Annotated in this window: 17 protein-coding genes; 8 read left to right on the top strand and 9 right to left on the bottom strand. The window is 69.1% G+C overall.

Features of this window, described 5'->3' with window-relative positions; translation table 11 throughout:
- Positions 1 to 51: 51 nt before the first annotated feature.
- Positions 52 to 609, top strand: coding sequence for a sigma-70 family RNA polymerase sigma factor (locus ACYQ78_RS29370; RefSeq protein ID WP_459804183.1), 558 nt, complete (start codon positions 52 to 54; stop codon positions 607 to 609).
- Between the two features lie 32 nt (positions 610 to 641).
- Here the strand turns inward: ACYQ78_RS29370 and ACYQ78_RS29365 are convergent, their stop codons facing one another.
- Positions 642 to 2,174, bottom strand: a complete 1,533-nt coding sequence (locus ACYQ78_RS29365) for an MDR family MFS transporter (RefSeq protein ID WP_459804182.1) — start codon at positions 2,172 to 2,174, stop codon at positions 642 to 644.
- Positions 2,175 to 2,334: 160 nt separating this feature from the next.
- Here ACYQ78_RS29365 and ACYQ78_RS29360 point away from each other — a divergent pair, with 160 nt between their 5' ends.
- Both ACYQ78_RS29360 and ACYQ78_RS29355 read left to right on the top strand, forming a co-directional pair.
- Positions 2,335 to 2,919: a TetR/AcrR family transcriptional regulator gene (locus tag ACYQ78_RS29360; RefSeq protein ID WP_459804181.1), complete on the top strand. Its 585-nt coding sequence runs from the start codon at positions 2,335 to 2,337 to the stop codon at positions 2,917 to 2,919.
- 27 nt (positions 2,920 to 2,946) lie between these two features.
- On the top strand, positions 2,947 to 3,348 hold the full coding sequence (locus ACYQ78_RS29355) for a nitroreductase family deazaflavin-dependent oxidoreductase (protein WP_459804180.1): 402 nt from the start codon (positions 2,947 to 2,949) through the stop codon (positions 3,346 to 3,348).
- Here the strand turns inward: ACYQ78_RS29355 and ACYQ78_RS29350 are convergent, their stop codons facing one another.
- Positions 3,349 to 4,047, bottom strand: coding sequence for an SDR family oxidoreductase (locus ACYQ78_RS29350; protein WP_459804179.1), 699 nt, complete (start codon positions 4,045 to 4,047; stop codon positions 3,349 to 3,351).
- A gap of 102 nt (positions 4,048 to 4,149) precedes the next feature.
- Here ACYQ78_RS29350 and ACYQ78_RS29345 point away from each other — a divergent pair, with 102 nt between their 5' ends.
- Positions 4,150 to 5,004 carry a helix-turn-helix transcriptional regulator gene (locus ACYQ78_RS29345; protein ID WP_459804178.1) on the top strand — a complete coding sequence of 285 codons (855 nt, stop codon included), beginning with the start codon at positions 4,150 to 4,152 and terminating at the stop codon, positions 5,002 to 5,004.
- On the opposite strand, the gene ACYQ78_RS29340 is transcribed toward ACYQ78_RS29345, so the two are convergent.
- Positions 4,952 to 6,100: a sensor histidine kinase gene (locus tag ACYQ78_RS29340; protein WP_459804177.1), complete on the bottom strand. Its 1,149-nt coding sequence runs from the start codon at positions 6,098 to 6,100 to the stop codon at positions 4,952 to 4,954. The genes ACYQ78_RS29345 and ACYQ78_RS29340 overlap by 53 nt on opposite strands.
- A 113-nt stretch (positions 6,101 to 6,213) precedes the next feature.
- Between ACYQ78_RS29340 and ACYQ78_RS29335 the strand changes: the two genes are divergently transcribed.
- Together ACYQ78_RS29335 and ACYQ78_RS29330 are read left to right on the top strand one after the other, a co-directional pair.
- On the top strand, positions 6,214 to 8,703 hold the full coding sequence (locus ACYQ78_RS29335) for a DEAD/DEAH box helicase (RefSeq protein ID WP_459804176.1): 2,490 nt from the start codon (positions 6,214 to 6,216) through the stop codon (positions 8,701 to 8,703).
- A gap of 29 nt (positions 8,704 to 8,732) precedes the next feature.
- A complete protein-coding gene (locus tag ACYQ78_RS29330) occupies positions 8,733 to 9,179 on the top strand; it encodes a hypothetical protein (protein ID WP_459804175.1) in 447 nt (148 codons plus the stop codon).
- Here ACYQ78_RS29330 and ACYQ78_RS29325 read toward each other — a convergent pair.
- From ACYQ78_RS29325 to dusB, 3 genes are all read right to left on the bottom strand, one after another.
- A complete protein-coding gene (locus ACYQ78_RS29325) occupies positions 9,176 to 10,165 on the bottom strand; it encodes a hypothetical protein (protein WP_459804174.1) in 990 nt (329 codons plus the stop codon). The genes ACYQ78_RS29330 and ACYQ78_RS29325 overlap by 4 nt on opposite strands.
- A 91-nt stretch (positions 10,166 to 10,256) precedes the next feature.
- Positions 10,257 to 10,598 (bottom strand): hypothetical protein, encoded by a 342-nt coding sequence (locus ACYQ78_RS29320; RefSeq protein ID WP_459804173.1) that lies wholly within the window; start codon positions 10,596 to 10,598, stop codon positions 10,257 to 10,259.
- A gap of 36 nt (positions 10,599 to 10,634) precedes the next feature.
- A complete protein-coding gene (gene dusB, locus ACYQ78_RS29315; RefSeq protein WP_459804172.1) occupies positions 10,635 to 11,747 on the bottom strand; it encodes a tRNA dihydrouridine synthase DusB in 1,113 nt (370 codons plus the stop codon).
- Between the two features lie 51 nt (positions 11,748 to 11,798).
- On the opposite strand from dusB, the gene ACYQ78_RS29310 reads away from it, so the two are divergent.
- The gene (locus ACYQ78_RS29310) at positions 11,799 to 12,449 is read left to right on the top strand and encodes an ACT domain-containing protein (RefSeq protein ID WP_459804171.1); all 651 of its coding nucleotides are present in this window, start codon (positions 11,799 to 11,801) and stop codon (positions 12,447 to 12,449) included.
- A 57-nt stretch (positions 12,450 to 12,506) separates the two neighbouring features.
- Here the strand turns inward: ACYQ78_RS29310 and ACYQ78_RS29305 are convergent, their stop codons facing one another.
- From ACYQ78_RS29305 to ACYQ78_RS29295, 3 genes are read right to left on the bottom strand one after another with little or no spacing between them, the layout of a single operon-like run.
- Complete coding sequence (locus ACYQ78_RS29305; protein ID WP_459804170.1) at positions 12,507 to 13,325, bottom strand: NAD-dependent epimerase/dehydratase family protein; 819 nt, start codon at positions 13,323 to 13,325, stop codon at positions 12,507 to 12,509.
- Positions 13,326 to 13,339: 14 nt separating this feature from the next.
- Entirely contained in the window at positions 13,340 to 13,990 is a 651-nt protein-coding gene (locus tag ACYQ78_RS29300) for an NAD(P)H-binding protein (protein WP_459804169.1), read from the bottom strand.
- Positions 13,991 to 14,000: 10 nt separating this feature from the next.
- Entirely contained in the window at positions 14,001 to 14,633 is a 633-nt protein-coding gene (locus ACYQ78_RS29295) for a 4'-phosphopantetheinyl transferase family protein (protein ID WP_459804168.1), read from the bottom strand.
- Positions 14,634 to 14,688: 55 nt separating this feature from the next.
- Between ACYQ78_RS29295 and ACYQ78_RS29290 the strand changes: the two genes are divergently transcribed.
- The gene (locus ACYQ78_RS29290; protein ID WP_459804167.1) at positions 14,689 to 14,931 is read left to right on the top strand and encodes a DUF5302 domain-containing protein; all 243 of its coding nucleotides are present in this window, start codon (positions 14,689 to 14,691) and stop codon (positions 14,929 to 14,931) included.
- Positions 14,932 to 14,946: the final 15 nt, after the last annotated feature.

The following is a 14,946-nucleotide window of genomic DNA, read 5'->3' as shown; positions in this document are numbered from 1 at the left end:
GGCCGGGTCGCGCCCGGCCGGTGACGGCCGTCCCACCACAGGGGAACGATCATGGATGTCCTTCTCGACGACCCGCTGACCGAACTGGCGCTGACCGCCCGCACCGGCCGCGCCGCCGACATCGACGCGTTCGTGCGCGCCGCCTATCCCGACGTGCGCCGGTTCCTCGTCCACCTCACCGACCGGGAGACCGCCGACGACCTCGTCCAGGAGACGTTTCTGCGGATGCTGCCGAGCCTGCCGAGGTTCGCCGGGCAGTCGTCGGCGCGCACGTGGTTACTGTCGATCGCCCGGCGGGTGGTGGTCGACCGGTTCCGGGCCGCCTCCGCCCGGCCGAAGGTCGCCGACCTGGCCGACTGGCAGACCACCGCCGAACGCCGCCAGCCCCGCGACGTGCCGTGGCTCGACGAGGGGGTGGCGCTGGCCGACCTGCTGGCCCACGTGCCCTGCGAGCGCCGGGAGGCGTTCGTGCTGACCCAGGTCATCGGGGTGCCCTACGCCGAGGCGGCCGAGCTGCTCGGCTGCCCGATCGGGACCGTGCGCTCCCGGGTGGCGCGGGCCCGCACCCAGCTCGTGACGTCCTGGAACGCGAGTACGGCCCCCGCCTGAGGCGAGGGCCGTACCGGAGAAGGGAAGGTTCTTTACAGCGCCGCGACGGGCTCTTCCTTGCTGAGCTCTTCGGGGCCGCCCCGCAGCGGGACCTCCTTGATGAAGGCCGCCAGGATCGGCACCACGACCGCGAACACGATGGCCCAGAGGAACACACCGCTGATCGCTCCGGCCAGCGACTCCAGGAAGCCGCCCTTGATCTCGGCGGGGAGCTGCGCGAGCGCCGCCGGGCTCATCGAGCCGCCCGAGGACACCATGTCGGCGGCCTGCGGGCCGAACTTGTCGGTGAGGCTGTCGGTCAGGTGGTTGTTGAACACCGCGCCGAACAGGGCCACACCGAACGAGCCGCCGATCGACCGGAAGAACGTCGACGCGCTGGAGGCGACGCCGAGGTCCTTCTGCTCCACGCTGTTCTGCGCGATGAGCATGGTGGTCTGCATCAGGAAGCCCATGCCGAGGCCGAGCACGGCGATGAACACGCCGGTCTGCCAGAGCGGGGTGTCGACGTTCATCAGCGTCAGCAGGCCCATGCCGATCGCCATGACCACACCACCGATGACCGGGAACGCCTTGTACTTGCCGGTGGTGGTGATGCGCTTGCCGACGTACAGGGAGACGACCATCGACGCCGCCATCATCGGCAGCAGCAGCAGACCCGAGTTGGTCGCGGTCGCACCCTGCACGAGCTGCTGGAACAGCGGCAGGAACGAGATCGCGCCGAACATCGCGAAGCCGAGCAGGAAGCCGATCCACGAGATCAGGTTGAAGTTCCGGTCTTTGAAGACGTGGAGGGGCATGATCGGCTCGGGCGCCCGGCGCTCGATCGGGATGAACGCCGCGAACGAGATGACGGCGAGCACGCCCAGGCCGATGATCTGCCACGATCCCCACGGGTAGCCATGACTCTGGCCTCCCCATGAGGTGATCAGGACCAAAGCGGTGATCCCGACCGTGAGGACGATCGCGCCCAGCCAGTCGATGCGGTGTTCGGTGCGCTTCTTCGGCAGGTCGAGCTTGAGCCAGAGCCACACCAGCGAGATGCCGCCCAGCGGCAGGTTCACGTAGAAGGCCCAGCGCCAGTCGAGGTGGTCGGTGATGAAGCCGCCGGCGAGGGGGCCGGCGATCATCGCGAGCGACATGATGGCGGCCATGATGCCCTGGTACTGACCGCGCTCACGCGGCGGGACCAGGTCACCGATGATGGCCATCACGCCGACGATCAGTCCACCGGCGCCGAGACCCTGGATCGCGCGGAAGGCGATCAGCTCGGTCATGCCGTTGTCGACCCCGCCGAAGAACTCCGAGCCGGACATGCCGCACAGGGCCGATCCGACCAGGAAGATGACGATCGAGGTGAGGAAGACGGTCTTGCGGCCGTAGAGGTCACCCAGCTTGCCCCAGATCGGGGTCGAGACGGTCGTACCCAGGATGTAGGCGGTGGTGACCCAGGTGAAGTATTCGAGACCGTTGAGTTCGCCGACGATGCGGGGCATCGCGGTGCCGACGATCATGTTGTCGAGGAAGGCGAGCATCATCGCCAGGAGGAGACCTGGGAGGATGATCATGACTTCTCTGGACCGCGCCGGAGGAGGAGCGGCGGCGGTTTCCGACATTTCGGGGCCCCCTTGCTAACCCGTAACTTACTTGCCGACCGGCAAGTAGCCGGAGTTAAGGTAAGGTCCGTCCTAGCCGCCCGTCAAGTTGGATTAAAGGACTACCGACACTATGAGCGAGCGAACGAGCACGGAGAGTGCGTTCGCCCCCAGAGACACCCGAGCGCGCATCCAGGAGATCGCCCTCGACCTCTTCACCGAACAGGGCTATGAGGCCACCTCCCTGCGGGAGATCGCCGAGGCGCTGGGGGTGACCAAAGCGGCGCTGTATTACCACTTCAAGACCAAGGAAGACATCGTCGCGGGCATGATCGCCGACCGCATCTCCTCGCTCGACTCGATCATCGAGGAGCTCCGCGCCCACGCCACGGTCACGCCCCAGATGCGCCGCGAGGCCATCGAGCGTTACGCCAAGGGCGCATACGAGGGCCGGGCCATCACCCGCTTCATGGAGCGCAACCCGACGGCGATGAAGCACCATCCGGTGATGCTCCAGATGCGCGAGAAGGTCGTCGCACTCAGCGAGTTGCTCGTCTCCCCCGACGACGCGCTGGAGGTCCGGCTGAAGCGCGGCCTCGCGCTGTTCGCCATCCACGCCGTGGGCTTCATGCTCCCCGGCCAGGAGATCGACGAAGACCAGCGCTACGAGACCTCATTGAAGGTTGCCCTGGAATTGATCGAGTCGGACGCGGGTTGATCCGCCCGAAAGGGTAGGTGATTCCACATGCTTTTCGGTAAGGAACACGTCGAGCGTTACCAGGCCACAGACGGCGCCGAGGGTCACGACTGGCAGGGCACCACGGCGGCACTGCTGACCACCACGGGTCGCCGCACCGGCAACGAGCACACGACACCGCTGATCTACCAGACGTACGGCGACGACTATCTGATCGTCGCCTCCAAGGGCGGCGCCGACGCGGCGCCCGAGTGGTACCTGAACCTTCAGGCGAACCCCGAGGTGGGGTTCCAGGTCGGGAGCGACAAGTTCCGCGCCCGCGCCCGGACCGCCACCCCGGAGGAGAAGCCCGACATGTGGCGCGTGATGACCGCCGCCTGGCCTCAGTACGACGAATACACGAAGAAGACCGACAGGGAGATCCCCGTCGTCGTCATCGAGCGCATCTGATCACCAGGCCAGCACACCCTCCTCGTTGACGAACGTGCCTGTGGGGCCGTCGTCGCCGAGCAGGGCCATCGACACCGACACGGCCGCACCCATCGCGGCCGGTCGGGTCGCGGAGAACCCGTTGAGATCGGTCGCGCAGTAGCCGGGGCAGATCGCGTTGACCTTGATCGGGGCCAGCTCCTTGGCGTACGTCACGGTGACCATGTTCAGCGCCGTCTTGGACGACTGGTAGGCCAGCCCGTTCATCGTGTACCACGGCGTGGCCGGGTCGAGCGTGCGGGTCAAGCTGCCGACCTCGCTGGAGACCATCACGACCCGCGCGGCCGGTGACTTCCGCAGGAGCGGGACCATGGCGTTGGTGACCGCGACGACACCGTAGACGTTGACCTCGAACAGGTCGCGCATGAGGCTGAGCGGGGTCTCGGTGGGCGGGCCGCCCAGGGCGATCCCGGCGTTGTTGACCAGGATGTCGAGCGAGCCGAACCGCTCCTCGACGAACGCGGCGGCGGCGTCGATCGTCGCCTGCGAGGTCACGTCGAGCTCGACGGAGACCGCCCCCGAGCCGATGCGGGCGGCGGCCTCCTCCCCCTTGCGCGGATCCCGGGAGCCGATCACGACGGTCACGCCCCGCTCCGCCAGGAGTCGGGCGGTCTCGAAGCCGATTCCCTTGTTCGCGCCGGTGATGAGTGCTGTTGTCATGCGGCCCAGCGTGGCCGGAACGCGTCATGGGCACGAGAGAACGCCGGAGGCTGGGATCGGCGGTACCACCCACGCCGTCCCAATAAGAGGAAAAATCGGTTCATGGACAGAAACGGGCTGGCCGACTTCCTCCGCACCCGGCGCGCCCGGCTGAAGCCCCGCGATGTGGGGCTGCCCGACGGCGCCCGGCGGCGGACCGAGGGGCTGCGGCGGCAGGAGGTCGCCGAGCTGGCCGGGATGTCGATCGACTACTACATCCGCCTGGAACAGGGCCGGGGGCCGCACCCGTCCCGGCAGGTGCTCAACGCGCTGGCCCGCGCCCTCATGCTCAACGGCGACGAACGCGCCCACCTCTACCACCTGGCCGGCGAGGTGCCTGGACACCGGCATTTCGCGGGAGAGGCCCCCGGCGACGGCCCGGCACGCACCGCGAAGGCGCCCCGGCAGGGAATCCAGGAGCTCCTCGCCACGCTGACCGACGTTCCCGCCTACGTCCTCGACGACGGGTTCGACATCCTGGCCGCCAACCCGCTGGCGCTGCACCTGATCCCCTACCTGAAGGTCGGCGGCAACGAGATGCGCGGCATCTTCTCCGGCCCCCTCCACCACGAGGTCTGCCGCTACGCCGACTCGTTCGCCGCGGCGGCCGTGCGCGAACTCAGGGCGGCCACGGCGACCCGTCCGGAGCTGCGGGAGCTGGTCGCCGAGCTGACCGCGGGCAGCCCCCTCTTCGCCGGGCTCTGGGCCGCGCACGACGTCGAGATCCGCCGTGAGCTGCGCAAACAGTTGCTCCATGCGGTCGTCGGGGAGATCGACGTGCGCAGGCAGATCCTCGACATCCCCGATTCGGGCCAGCGATTGATCATGTACGTCCCCATCCCGGGCACCGGCGCCCAGGAGGCGCTCAGGACGGTTCGGGAACTGTTGGAACGACCGGGATTCGCGCGGTCAGGGTGAACCCTCCGGAGCTCGCGCCCGCCGCGAGCGTCCCGCCGACCAGCATGATCCGCTCGCGCAGGCCCGCCAGCCCGTAACCGGACTCCCCGAACACCATCCCGCGCGGCGGACCCGCCGCGTTGTGGATGACGATCACGAGCTGGTCGTCGGAGATGGTGCCCGTCACCGTGACGGTCGCCCGGGGCGCGTGCTTGCGGGCGTTGTTGAGCCCTTCCTGCACCACGCGGTAGGCGGCGTGCTCGATGCTGCGCGACAGGCGTACACCCTGGATCGCGAAGTTCAGTTCCACCCGCTGACCGGTGGTGTTGCTGTCGGCCACGAGCTGCGGGATGGCGTCGACGCCCTGGGCCGATGCCGGGAGGTCGCCCGCGCGCAGCACGGTCAGCAGCTCGCGCAGTTCCGTGAGGGCGCGGACACCCTGGTCTTCGATGTCCCTGGCCAGCGCGGGGTTGTCCTCCGCGTCGGTGTCCTCCTGGATCATCCCGGCCTTGAGCACCATCACCGTCACGGCGTGGGTCACGGTGTCGTGCAGCTCGGCCGCGATCCGCCTGCGCTCCCGCGCGGCGGCATTTTCTTCTCTGAGGTGGACGTCGTCCGTCAGCCTCTGGATCAGGTCACGGTAGCCGCGCACCCAGGTGCCGAGCACCGCGGCGACGTACACGGTGGTGACGGCCCGCACCACGCTGACCAGCACGTTGGGGTTCTCGTGCGGCTGGTAGTAGTTCCCGAGCGCGAACCCCACGGTCATGACCGCCGCCACCGCCTGCCACCAGCGCACCGTCCGGTGGGCGGTCATGGCGTAGGCGGAGATCGACACCGGCATCGCCTGGGCGGTCAGCAGGTAGCAGACCAGCGAGAACACCAGCGAGGGCCCCGCCCACCGCCGCCGCACCAGCATGGCCAGCGACGCCACCGCCGCGCTCGCCGTGGCCACCCAGGTCGGGGCCGCGATCGCGGAGTCGTTGGGATCGACCAGCGCCGGAGGCAGCGTGTAGACCAGGAGCGTGGCGGCCAGGGCGACGTCGACGACCCGGTTCCGCCGCTCCTGATCGAGGGAGTCCCAGCCCTCCCGCCACCGGTCGATCGTCTCCCGCATCCCGCCAATGTCGACGCTCCCGGCGGGCGGCGACCCCCCTGACACGCGGACTTTCCCGATCTTGTACGAACACTCGTTTTCGCTCCCCCATCACTTCGGGGCAGGATAGAGCGGTGAGCCTGATCGAGCGCCTGCCGCGCACCCCCGACCCTGATTCCCTCTTCGAGGCGTTCGCCGCCTGGAACGAAGAGCGCGGGCTCACGCTCTATCCGGCGCAGGAGGAGGCGCTGATGGAGGTGGTCACGGGAAGCAACCTGATCCTGTCCACCCCCACCGGCTCGGGCAAGTCGCTGGTCGCCGCGGGCGCCCACTTCGCCGCGCTCGCCAACAACCAGGTGAGCTTCTACACCGCCCCGATCAAGGCGCTGGTCTCGGAGAAGTTCTTCGACCTGTGCGCCGTCTTCGGCACCGAGAACGTCGGCATGATGACGGGCGACGCCTCGGTCAACGCCGACGCCCCGATCATCTGCTGCACCGCCGAGATCCTCGCCCAGGTCGCGCTCGCCGAGGGCCGCGAGGCCGACGTCGGCATGGTCATCATGGACGAGTTCCACTTCTACGCCGAGCCCGACCGGGGCTGGGCCTGGCAGGTCCCGCTGCTGGAGCTCCCGCAGGCCCAGTTCGTGATCATGTCGGCGACGCTCGGCGACGTCACCCGCTTCGAGAAGGACCTCACCCGCCGCACCGGCCGCCCGACGGCCGTGGTGAAACATTCCGAGCGGCCGGTGCCGCTGGTCTATTCGTACAGAATGACGCCCCTGCACGAGACGCTGGAGGAGTTCCTGTCGACCGGACAGGCCCCCGTCTACGTCGTGCACTTCACCCAGGCCGCCGCGATGGAGCGCGCGCAGGCGCTGATGAGCATCAACATGTGCAGCAAGCCCGAGAAGGAGGCCATCGCGGCCCTGATCGGCAACTTCCGCTTCACGACCAAGTTCGGCCGCGCCCTCTCCCGTCTTGTACGCCACGGGATCGGCGTCCACCACGCGGGCATGCTGCCGAAATACCGCCGTCTCGTCGAGAAGCTCGCCCAGGCCGGTCTCCTGAAGGTCATCTGCGGCACCGACACCCTCGGCGTCGGCGTGAACGTCCCGATCCGCACGGTCCTGTTCACCGCGCTGACCAAATACGACGGCAACCGCGTGCGCCGCCTGCGCGCCCGTGAGTTCCACCAGATCGCCGGCCGCGCGGGCCGGGCGGGCTTCGACGTGATCGGCTACGTCTCCTGCCAGGCCCCCGACCACGTGATCGAAAACGAACGCGCCCTGGCGAAGATCGGCGACGACCCGAAACGGCGACGCGGCTACGCCCGCAAGAAGCCGCCGGAGGGCTTCGTCAACTGGAACGAGGAGACCTTCGAGAAGCTCCAGACGGCCGAACCCGAGCCGCTGACCAGCCGTTTCAAGGTCTCCAACGCGATGCTGCTGGCCGTCATCAACCGTCCGGGCAACTGCTACGACGCGATGAAGCGCCTGCTGACCGACAACCACGAGGAGCGCAAGAACCAGCGACGGCACATCAGCCACGCCATCGCGATCTACCGCTCCCTGCTGGCCGGCGGCATCGTCGAGACGCTGAAGGAACCCGACGACCAGGGCCGCTACGCCCGCCTGACCGTCGACCTCCAGCAGGACTTCGCCCTCAACCAGGCGCTGTCCACCTTCGCCCTGGCCACCTTCGAACTCCTCGCCCCCGACAGCCCGACCTACGCCCTCGACGTCGTCAGCGTGGTCGAGTCGACCCTCGACGACCCCCGGCAGATCCTGCACGCCCAGCTCAACAAGGCCAGGGGCGAGGCGGTCGCCCAGATGAAGGCCGACGGCATCGAATACGAGGAGCGCATGGAGCTCCTCCAGGAGATCACCTACCCGATGCCCCTGGAGGCGCTGCTGTTCGGCGCCTACGAGACCTACCGGCAGGGACACCCGTGGGTCGGCGACCACACGGTCAGCCCGAAGGCCATCATCCGCGACATGTACGAACGCGCGATGACCTTCACCGACTACATCGGCTTCTACGAACTGTCCCGCTCCGAGGGGACGGTGCTGCGCTACCTGGCCGACGCCTACCGCGCGCTGTCCCGCACGGTCCCCGAGCACATGAAGACCGAAGACCTGATCGACCTCATCGAGTGGCTGGGCGAACTGATCCGCCAGGTCGACTCCAGCCTGATCGACGAGTGGGAGAAGCTGGCGAACCCGTCCGAGGCCCTGGAGCAGCGCGACGAACTGGAGTCGAAGCTGCGTCCCGTCACCGCGAACGCCCGCGCGTTCCGCGTGCTGGTGCGGAACGCGATGTTCCGGATGGTCGAGCTCGCGGCGTTGGACCAGCAGGAGACGCTCGAAGAGATGTATCCGGATGTCGACTGGGCGGCCGGGCTCGACGCCTACTACGACGAACACGACACGATCGGCACCGGGCCGTCGGCGCGCGGCCCGGCCTTCCTCCGGATCGAGGAGGAGGCCGGGGTGTGGCGGGTGCGCCAGGTCATCGAGGACCCCAACGGAGACGGCGACTGGGGGGTCGCGGCGGATGTCGACCTGGCGGCGTCCGACGAGGAGGGCTCGGCGGTGCTCCACGTGGTGGGCATCAACCGCCTCTGATCGTCCTCCGCCGGAGGACAATTCATGGAATGAGCGGATTCCGTGGGCGACTGTTTCGCATGGGCGGCCTCGCGGCGGCGCTGATCCTCGTCGGGACACTGGTCCCGTCCAGCGCGTGGCACGAGGCCGACAGCCGCGTGACGCCGGATATGGCGGAACGTTTCCGACTGGTCGCCGAGGGCCGCAAGCCCGTCTCGTGGCGGAACAACCACAACTGCGAGGAGGTCGCCCTGCCTCGCTGCGACGCCCTCTCGGCGACGGCCCAATTCCGGCAGTGGGTATCTCTTCTCCGCGAAGAAGACCGAGGCGTTCTCGCCCAAGTGGGGCTGGACCTCATCGAGTTGAGAAAACTCGCGAAACAGCACCGGATTCGCGGCGTCATCATGAAAACGTCAGGTGTGGAGACGGTGGCGACCCTGTACGAAAACCCCCAGGTCCGATCGATCGCCATCGCCCAGGTAGCGCTCGAAGACTAGCTTCCGGCCTTGGCCAGGTCGACGACCACATAACGCCCGTCCTGCTGGTAACTCAGCAACCGGTCGTCGGACGCGGGCACCGGAATCGCGACCCCGCCCGCCTGCACCCCCCGCGCCGGCAGCGGTTTCACCCCGAGATCGGCCACCTGCCCCGACACCAGGTCGTAGAGCCCCGCCCAGACCTCCCCCGGCCCCGCCAGAGTGCTCGACGTGACGAACCGGTCCCGCGCCGGGCGCGAAACCGGCGGATCGGTCAGCTTGGTCGCCCGCAACCCCGCCCCCGACCGCGCCGACGCCAGCCGATCGGGCCCCACACACAGGTTGACCCCGCACAGCGACCCGGCCCGGGTGGCCCGCCGCTCCCCCGTCTCCAGGTTGATCGCCGTGGTGAACTCACGCGCGGGCGACCCCACCCACGGCCACTTCAGCACGTGCTGCCCAGTAGTCCCCGGCACGGCGGTCGGCCGCCCGCCCTCATAGGGCACCCGCCACACGCCCCCGGAGTCGGTCGACCAGACCACGCCCTGGGCCGTCAGCTCCAGGCCGGTCACGGTCCCGGTCAGCGCGAACGCCGCGATGGCCACCGGGTCGCCGCCCTCGACGGGCACCGCCCAGATCTCCCCGACCCGCCCGGTGCCGTCACGCCGGGCCGTCCACCAGGCGATGTGCCCGGCCCCTGCGGCCACGCCCGAAGGGTGCACCACGGTCCGGGGCGGCAGCGGAAGGTCGGCCAGCTCGGTGGTCTCCCCGTTCGTCAGCTTGTACGCCACCAGCGCCTCGGCCCGCTCGAACCCCTTGGCCGCGGTCAGCAGCAGGGTGTCGTCGTCGAGGAACAGCCGGGGCGTGACGGCCCGCCCGTCGGCCAGCACGGCCGGAATGACGTGCACGGCCTGCGGCCAGAGGTTCTGCACGAGCGGAGGACGTTCGACGAGCGCGGACCCGTTCAACGTGCCGGTGAGCGCGAGAGCGGCGAGCAGTATGCGCAAGATCAGCCCCCCACAGAGCTGCGGCGGACAACGACGAACCGGCCCGCCACACGCAAGGCCGGCTTCGTGGCACGCCTTCCCAGGTGGTTCATTAGCCTCCCACCGCACCGCAGTCGGACACGAAGGTCCCCGTCAGCCGGCAGGTCTGCAACGCCACGTCGGCACCCTCCGCAGGCTTCAGGTAGTGCCGGACGACCGTGCCCGCGCCACCGGTGTTCTCGTCGAACCCCTGGCCCACGCCCCCGACGCCGACGTAGGTCCGGACCGCGTGGCCGTCGGCCTCGGTGTCCCACACGTCGAGCACGCCCTGGTCGTAAATCGCCCGGCCCCCGGTCGGGGTCAGGGTCGTCACCGGTCCGCCCGCGGCCGCGCTCGCGGGCGCAGCCAACAGGGCCACCGTGAACACGGCGGCGACAGCCGATCTGCGACGCATGCAAGCACGATAAGTCACGAATCTATAAACTGCCTATCAACCGCCGGAAAGTGCGTCTTCGACCTCGGGCACGGCGAAGTCGTCGGGGTCGTCGAGCCAGCCCACCGGCAGCGAGACCTTGTCGCGCTCCCCGCTCTTCCCGCGCGGCCCGTCGGCGGCCTCGCCCGGCCACGGCTGGTCGAGGTCGAGCCCGGACAGCCGCTCCCGCAGCTCGTCGAGGCTGGAGGCCTGGGCGGTCAGCCGCCGGGTCTCGGCACCGACCGAGAACGCCTTCAGATACCAGCCGACGTGCTTGCGGAAGTCGGAGACGCCGTGCTTCTCCGAACCCATCACCTCGACCAGGAGCTCGGCGTGGCGCAGCAGCATGGTCACCACCTCGCCGAGGCGGGGCTCGGCGCGCTCGGGCGATCCGTTGAACGCGTTCTCCAGATCGCGGAACAGCCACGGCCGCCCGAGGCAGCCGCGCCCGATCACGACGCCGTCGCAGCCGGTCTGGGCGACCATCCGCAGGGCGTCGTCGGCGGTCCAGATGTCGCCGTTGCCCAGCACCGGAACGTCGGCGGGGACGACCTCGCGCAGCCGGGTGATGGCGTCCCAGTCGGCGAAGCCGCCGTAGTGCTGGCGGGCGGTGCGGGCGTGCAGCGCGACGGCCTGGACGCCCTCCTCGGCGGCGATCCGGCCGGCGTCGAGGTAGGTCAGGTGGTCTTCGTCGATGCCCTTGCGCATCTTCACGGTCACCGGCAGCGGGCCCGCGCTGGCAACGACCTCGCGGATGATCGACCGCAGCAACCGCCGCTTGTACGGCACCGCCGCGCCGCCGCCCCGCCGCGTCACCTTCGGCACGGGACAGCCGAAATTGAGGTCGATGTGGTCGGCCAGGTCTTCGTCGACGATCATCTTGGCGGCCCGGCCCATGATCACCGGGTCGACGCCGTAGAGCTGGATGCTGCGGGGCGTCTCTGTCGGCCCGAAACGGATCATCTCGTAGGTCAGCGGGTTGCGTTCGACCAGCGCCCGCGAGGTGATCATCTCGCACACGAACAGGCCACCGCCCTGCTCACGGCAGAGGGTGCGGTAGGCGCGGTTGGTGATGCCCGCCATGGGGGCCAGCACCACGGGGGGCCAGACGTCGAGCGACCCGATTTTCATCCTCTCATTGTCCTTCACGGGAAGAAGTGACCGGTGCATTAGCCTGATCACATGCTGCTGCGGCTACGGATCGCACTGCCAGACCGTCCCGGTGCCCTGGGCACCGTCACGCAGGCCCTCGGTGTCGCGGGGGCCGACATCATCCAGGTCGTCGTGCTCGACCGGGGCGACGAACGCGCGGTCGACGACTTCACGATCGCCTGGCCCGACACCGCCCCGCGCGAGCATCTCATCCGCGCGCTCGACGAGATCCCCGACATCAAGGTCGAGGGGGTCTGGGCCACCCGGGAGGCCCCCGGCACCTACCCCGAGCTGGAGATCCTCAAGTTCCTGACCACCGCCGGAGACCGCGCGCTGGCCACCTTGGTCGACGCGATGCCGGTGATGTTCAGCGCCGACTGGGCCGCCTGCGCGACCGAGCGCGCCTGCGAGGTGGTCTGTTCGAGCTGGCGGGCGCCCGAGTCGATCAGGTTCCCCGAGCTCGCGCCGTCCCGCCCGGTGGCGGCGACGCTGGAGGGGGGCGTCCACGTCGTCCACGCGCCGCTGCCCCCGCTGGCGCTGACCCTGCTGCTGGCCCGCGCCGAGGGGCCCGCCTTCCACCGCACCGAGGTGACCCGGCTGGCCCGGATCATCGACCTGTTCCTGCTGCTGCCAGCGATCGAAGAGGGCACAGAACGGGCCTTCCGGCAGGCGGGCCGTTAAAAGCCTTAAAAGCCTTTTTCTTTACGGCTCCCGCCTGCCCTCGGGCGCCACGACCGCTCAGCTCACATGGTCACGCCACGAGTGCTCCGGGTTGTAGCCGAGCACCTTCCTGGCCTTGTCGATCGACAGCAGCGTGCCGAACTCGCCCACGTCGTGGGTCAGCTCGACGCCGGGGAACTCCTCGCGGAGCAGGTCGGCCGACGGGCGGTTCATGATCGTGTCGGCGGCCGCGATCACGAAGCTCTCGGCCCCGGTGACCTCGGCCTCCAGGCCCACGCGGCAGGCCTGGGCCACGTCGCGCGCGTCGACGTAACCCCAGAGGTTCCAGCGGCGGGAGGCCGCGCTGTCCCAGTACGACGGGACGTTCGCGTAGTCCTCGACCAGATGGATGTTGGAGATCCGCAGCGCCACGAACGGGATGCCCGACCAGGCCGACACGTGTTCGGCGGTCGTCTCGGTCACGACCTTCGACAGGGCGTAGGTCGAGGTCGGCACCGGATAGTGGGCCTCGTCGACCGGGGCGTAGCGGGGGTCGTCGTCGAAGGGCAGGCCCAGCGTGGTCTCGCTGGAGGCCCAGACCACGCGGCGCAGCTTCAGGGCGGCCGCCGCCAGGAACACGTTGGCGTTCATGGTCACGTTGCGCTGGAAGGTGATCGCCGGGGTGGCCAGGCCGGGCGCGGGGATGTTGGCCAGGTGGACGACGGCCGTGCAGCCTTCGAGGACTTCGACGGCCTGCCCGTAATCCGTCAGGTCGGCGGCCAGCACGCCGGGGCCGGCGAGGTCGGTGGCGACCACGTCGTAGCCGTGTTCGCGCAGGTAGGCGACGACCACTTTGCCGGCCTTACCGGCGGCACCGGTGACACAAATGCGTTCCATGGCACCGAAGCCTTTCACATCCGGGCGAGTCGGTTGATACCGGTCGCATACAGGATTTTTGGTGCGTTTTTCTCTCCGCGCGCCAGGGTCAGCATGGCCCGGCCGATCTCCTCCGTGGAGGTGACCATCTTCGGGAAGAGCCGCGTGAAGACCGGCCAGATCGGGCTGCCGATCTTGTACATGACCCGGTAGGCGGGCGTCTTGCTCACCGCGCCGTGCATCGCGCGGATGAAGCCGGGACGCATCGCGTAGGCCCGGTCGAACCGCTCGAACAGCGCGTTCTCGGTCTCACCCTTCACCCGGGCCCACATCCGGTGCCCATGAGGGTCGGTGCCCTGCGCCGAGACGTACACGAAGACCACATCGCGCCGCAGCGTGCGGGCCACATCGGTGGTCAGTGTGTACGTCACCCGCCGGTAGTCGGCCTCTTTCATCCCGCTGGAGCTGACCCCGATGCAGAAGAAGACGGCGTCGTACCCCTGGAGAAACGTCGCGTACCCGGACGGGCGCGACACGTTGGCGATCACTTCGGTCAGTTTCGGGTCGGTGACGCCGGTGGGCGTGCGCCCCACGACGAGCACCTCGGACACGTCGGGGGCGAGCAGGCATTCCCGCAGGACCCCCTGGCCGACCATTCCGGTCGCCCCGAACACGATCACTCGCACATAAGCGACATTACGCCTGCACCACCACGGAGGTGACGATGAGCCCGCCCCGGGCCACCCAGCGGCCCCGGAACGCCGGTAGGGGCGAGTCGATGAGGATCCTGGCGGTAAACCCACCCTCATCAAAGGTCACATGGGCGTCTTCGAACCCCAGCCAGCGCCCGGTGATCGGGAACCACGCCTTGTAGACCGACTCCTTGGCGCTGAACAGCAGCCGGTCCCAGGCCACCGACGGGTCGTCGGCCGTCAGGGCCGCGATCACGACCCGCTCCTCGGGCAGCGAGACCACGCCGAGCACGCCCTCGGGGGTGGGTTCGTCGGGCTCGGCGTCGATGCCGATCGAGACCGCCACGTCGTCGGTGGCCACGGCGGCGCCCCGGTAGCCGTCACAGTGGGTGAGGCTGCCCACGATGCCCTTCGGCCACACGGGTTCGCGTTTCGGGCCGCGCAGGACGGGCGCGGAACCGTGGCCGAAAGAGGACAGGGCCTGGCGGGCGCACCAGCGGGCGGTGGCGAACTCGGCGCGGCGGCGCGGCACGACGTGGCCGAGCATCGCTTCCTCGTCGGGATGGAGATCGGCGCCGGGGGGATCGCCGAAGGCCTCATGCCACGCGACCCCGGGAGGAAGGACGGCTTCCAGCACAGCGGGAACCTTACCGTGTGGAGTGTCACGGTAAAGTGACAGCCCAGGAGGTCCGATGTCTGACAGCACGCCCGAGTCCGCCGTCGAGGCGGAGGTGATCGACGAGTCGGCTGACGGGGTCACCGACGCGGAGACCACGGAAGACGATCTCAAGCGCAAGTTCCGGGAGGCGCTCGACCGTAAGCGTCAGGCGCAGTCCGACCGCAACGGGAAGGGCGCTCGTGGGTCTTCGAAGATCCACGGCACGCATGAAGCCGCCGGCGGCAAACGTTCGTTCCGCCGCAAGAGCGGGGGCTGACGTCCACTGAGTGGG

Source organism: Herbidospora sp. RD11066, from assembly GCF_054661255.1.
The sequence above is the reverse complement of the archived record's forward strand: the minus strand, read 5'-3'. Positions and strand labels throughout refer to the sequence as shown.

Coding starts and splice junctions, on each gene's coding strand:
- ACYQ78_RS29370 (WP_459804183.1), top strand. CDS start 52: ATGGATGTCCTTCTCGACGACCCGCTGACCGAACTGGCGCTGACCGCC.
- ACYQ78_RS29365 (WP_459804182.1), bottom strand. CDS start 2,174: ATGATCATCCTCCCAGGTCTCCTCCTGGCGATGATGCTCGCCTTCCTC.
- ACYQ78_RS29360 (WP_459804181.1), top strand. CDS start 2,335: ATGAGCGAGCGAACGAGCACGGAGAGTGCGTTCGCCCCCAGAGACACC.
- ACYQ78_RS29355 (WP_459804180.1), top strand. CDS start 2,947: ATGCTTTTCGGTAAGGAACACGTCGAGCGTTACCAGGCCACAGACGGC.
- ACYQ78_RS29350 (WP_459804179.1), bottom strand. CDS start 4,047: ATGACAACAGCACTCATCACCGGCGCGAACAAGGGAATCGGCTTCGAG.
- ACYQ78_RS29345 (WP_459804178.1), top strand. CDS start 4,150: ATGGACAGAAACGGGCTGGCCGACTTCCTCCGCACCCGGCGCGCCCGG.
- ACYQ78_RS29340 (WP_459804177.1), bottom strand. CDS start 6,100: ATGCGGGAGACGATCGACCGGTGGCGGGAGGGCTGGGACTCCCTCGAT.
- ACYQ78_RS29330 (WP_459804175.1), top strand. CDS start 8,733: ATGAGCGGATTCCGTGGGCGACTGTTTCGCATGGGCGGCCTCGCGGCG.
- ACYQ78_RS29320 (WP_459804173.1), bottom strand. CDS start 10,598: ATGCGTCGCAGATCGGCTGTCGCCGCCGTGTTCACGGTGGCCCTGTTG.
- dusB (WP_459804172.1), bottom strand. CDS start 11,747: ATGAAAATCGGGTCGCTCGACGTCTGGCCCCCCGTGGTGCTGGCCCCC.
- ACYQ78_RS29310 (WP_459804171.1), top strand. CDS start 11,799: ATGCTGCTGCGGCTACGGATCGCACTGCCAGACCGTCCCGGTGCCCTG.
- ACYQ78_RS29305 (WP_459804170.1), bottom strand. CDS start 13,325: ATGGAACGCATTTGTGTCACCGGTGCCGCCGGTAAGGCCGGCAAAGTG.
- ACYQ78_RS29290 (WP_459804167.1), top strand. CDS start 14,689: ATGTCTGACAGCACGCCCGAGTCCGCCGTCGAGGCGGAGGTGATCGAC.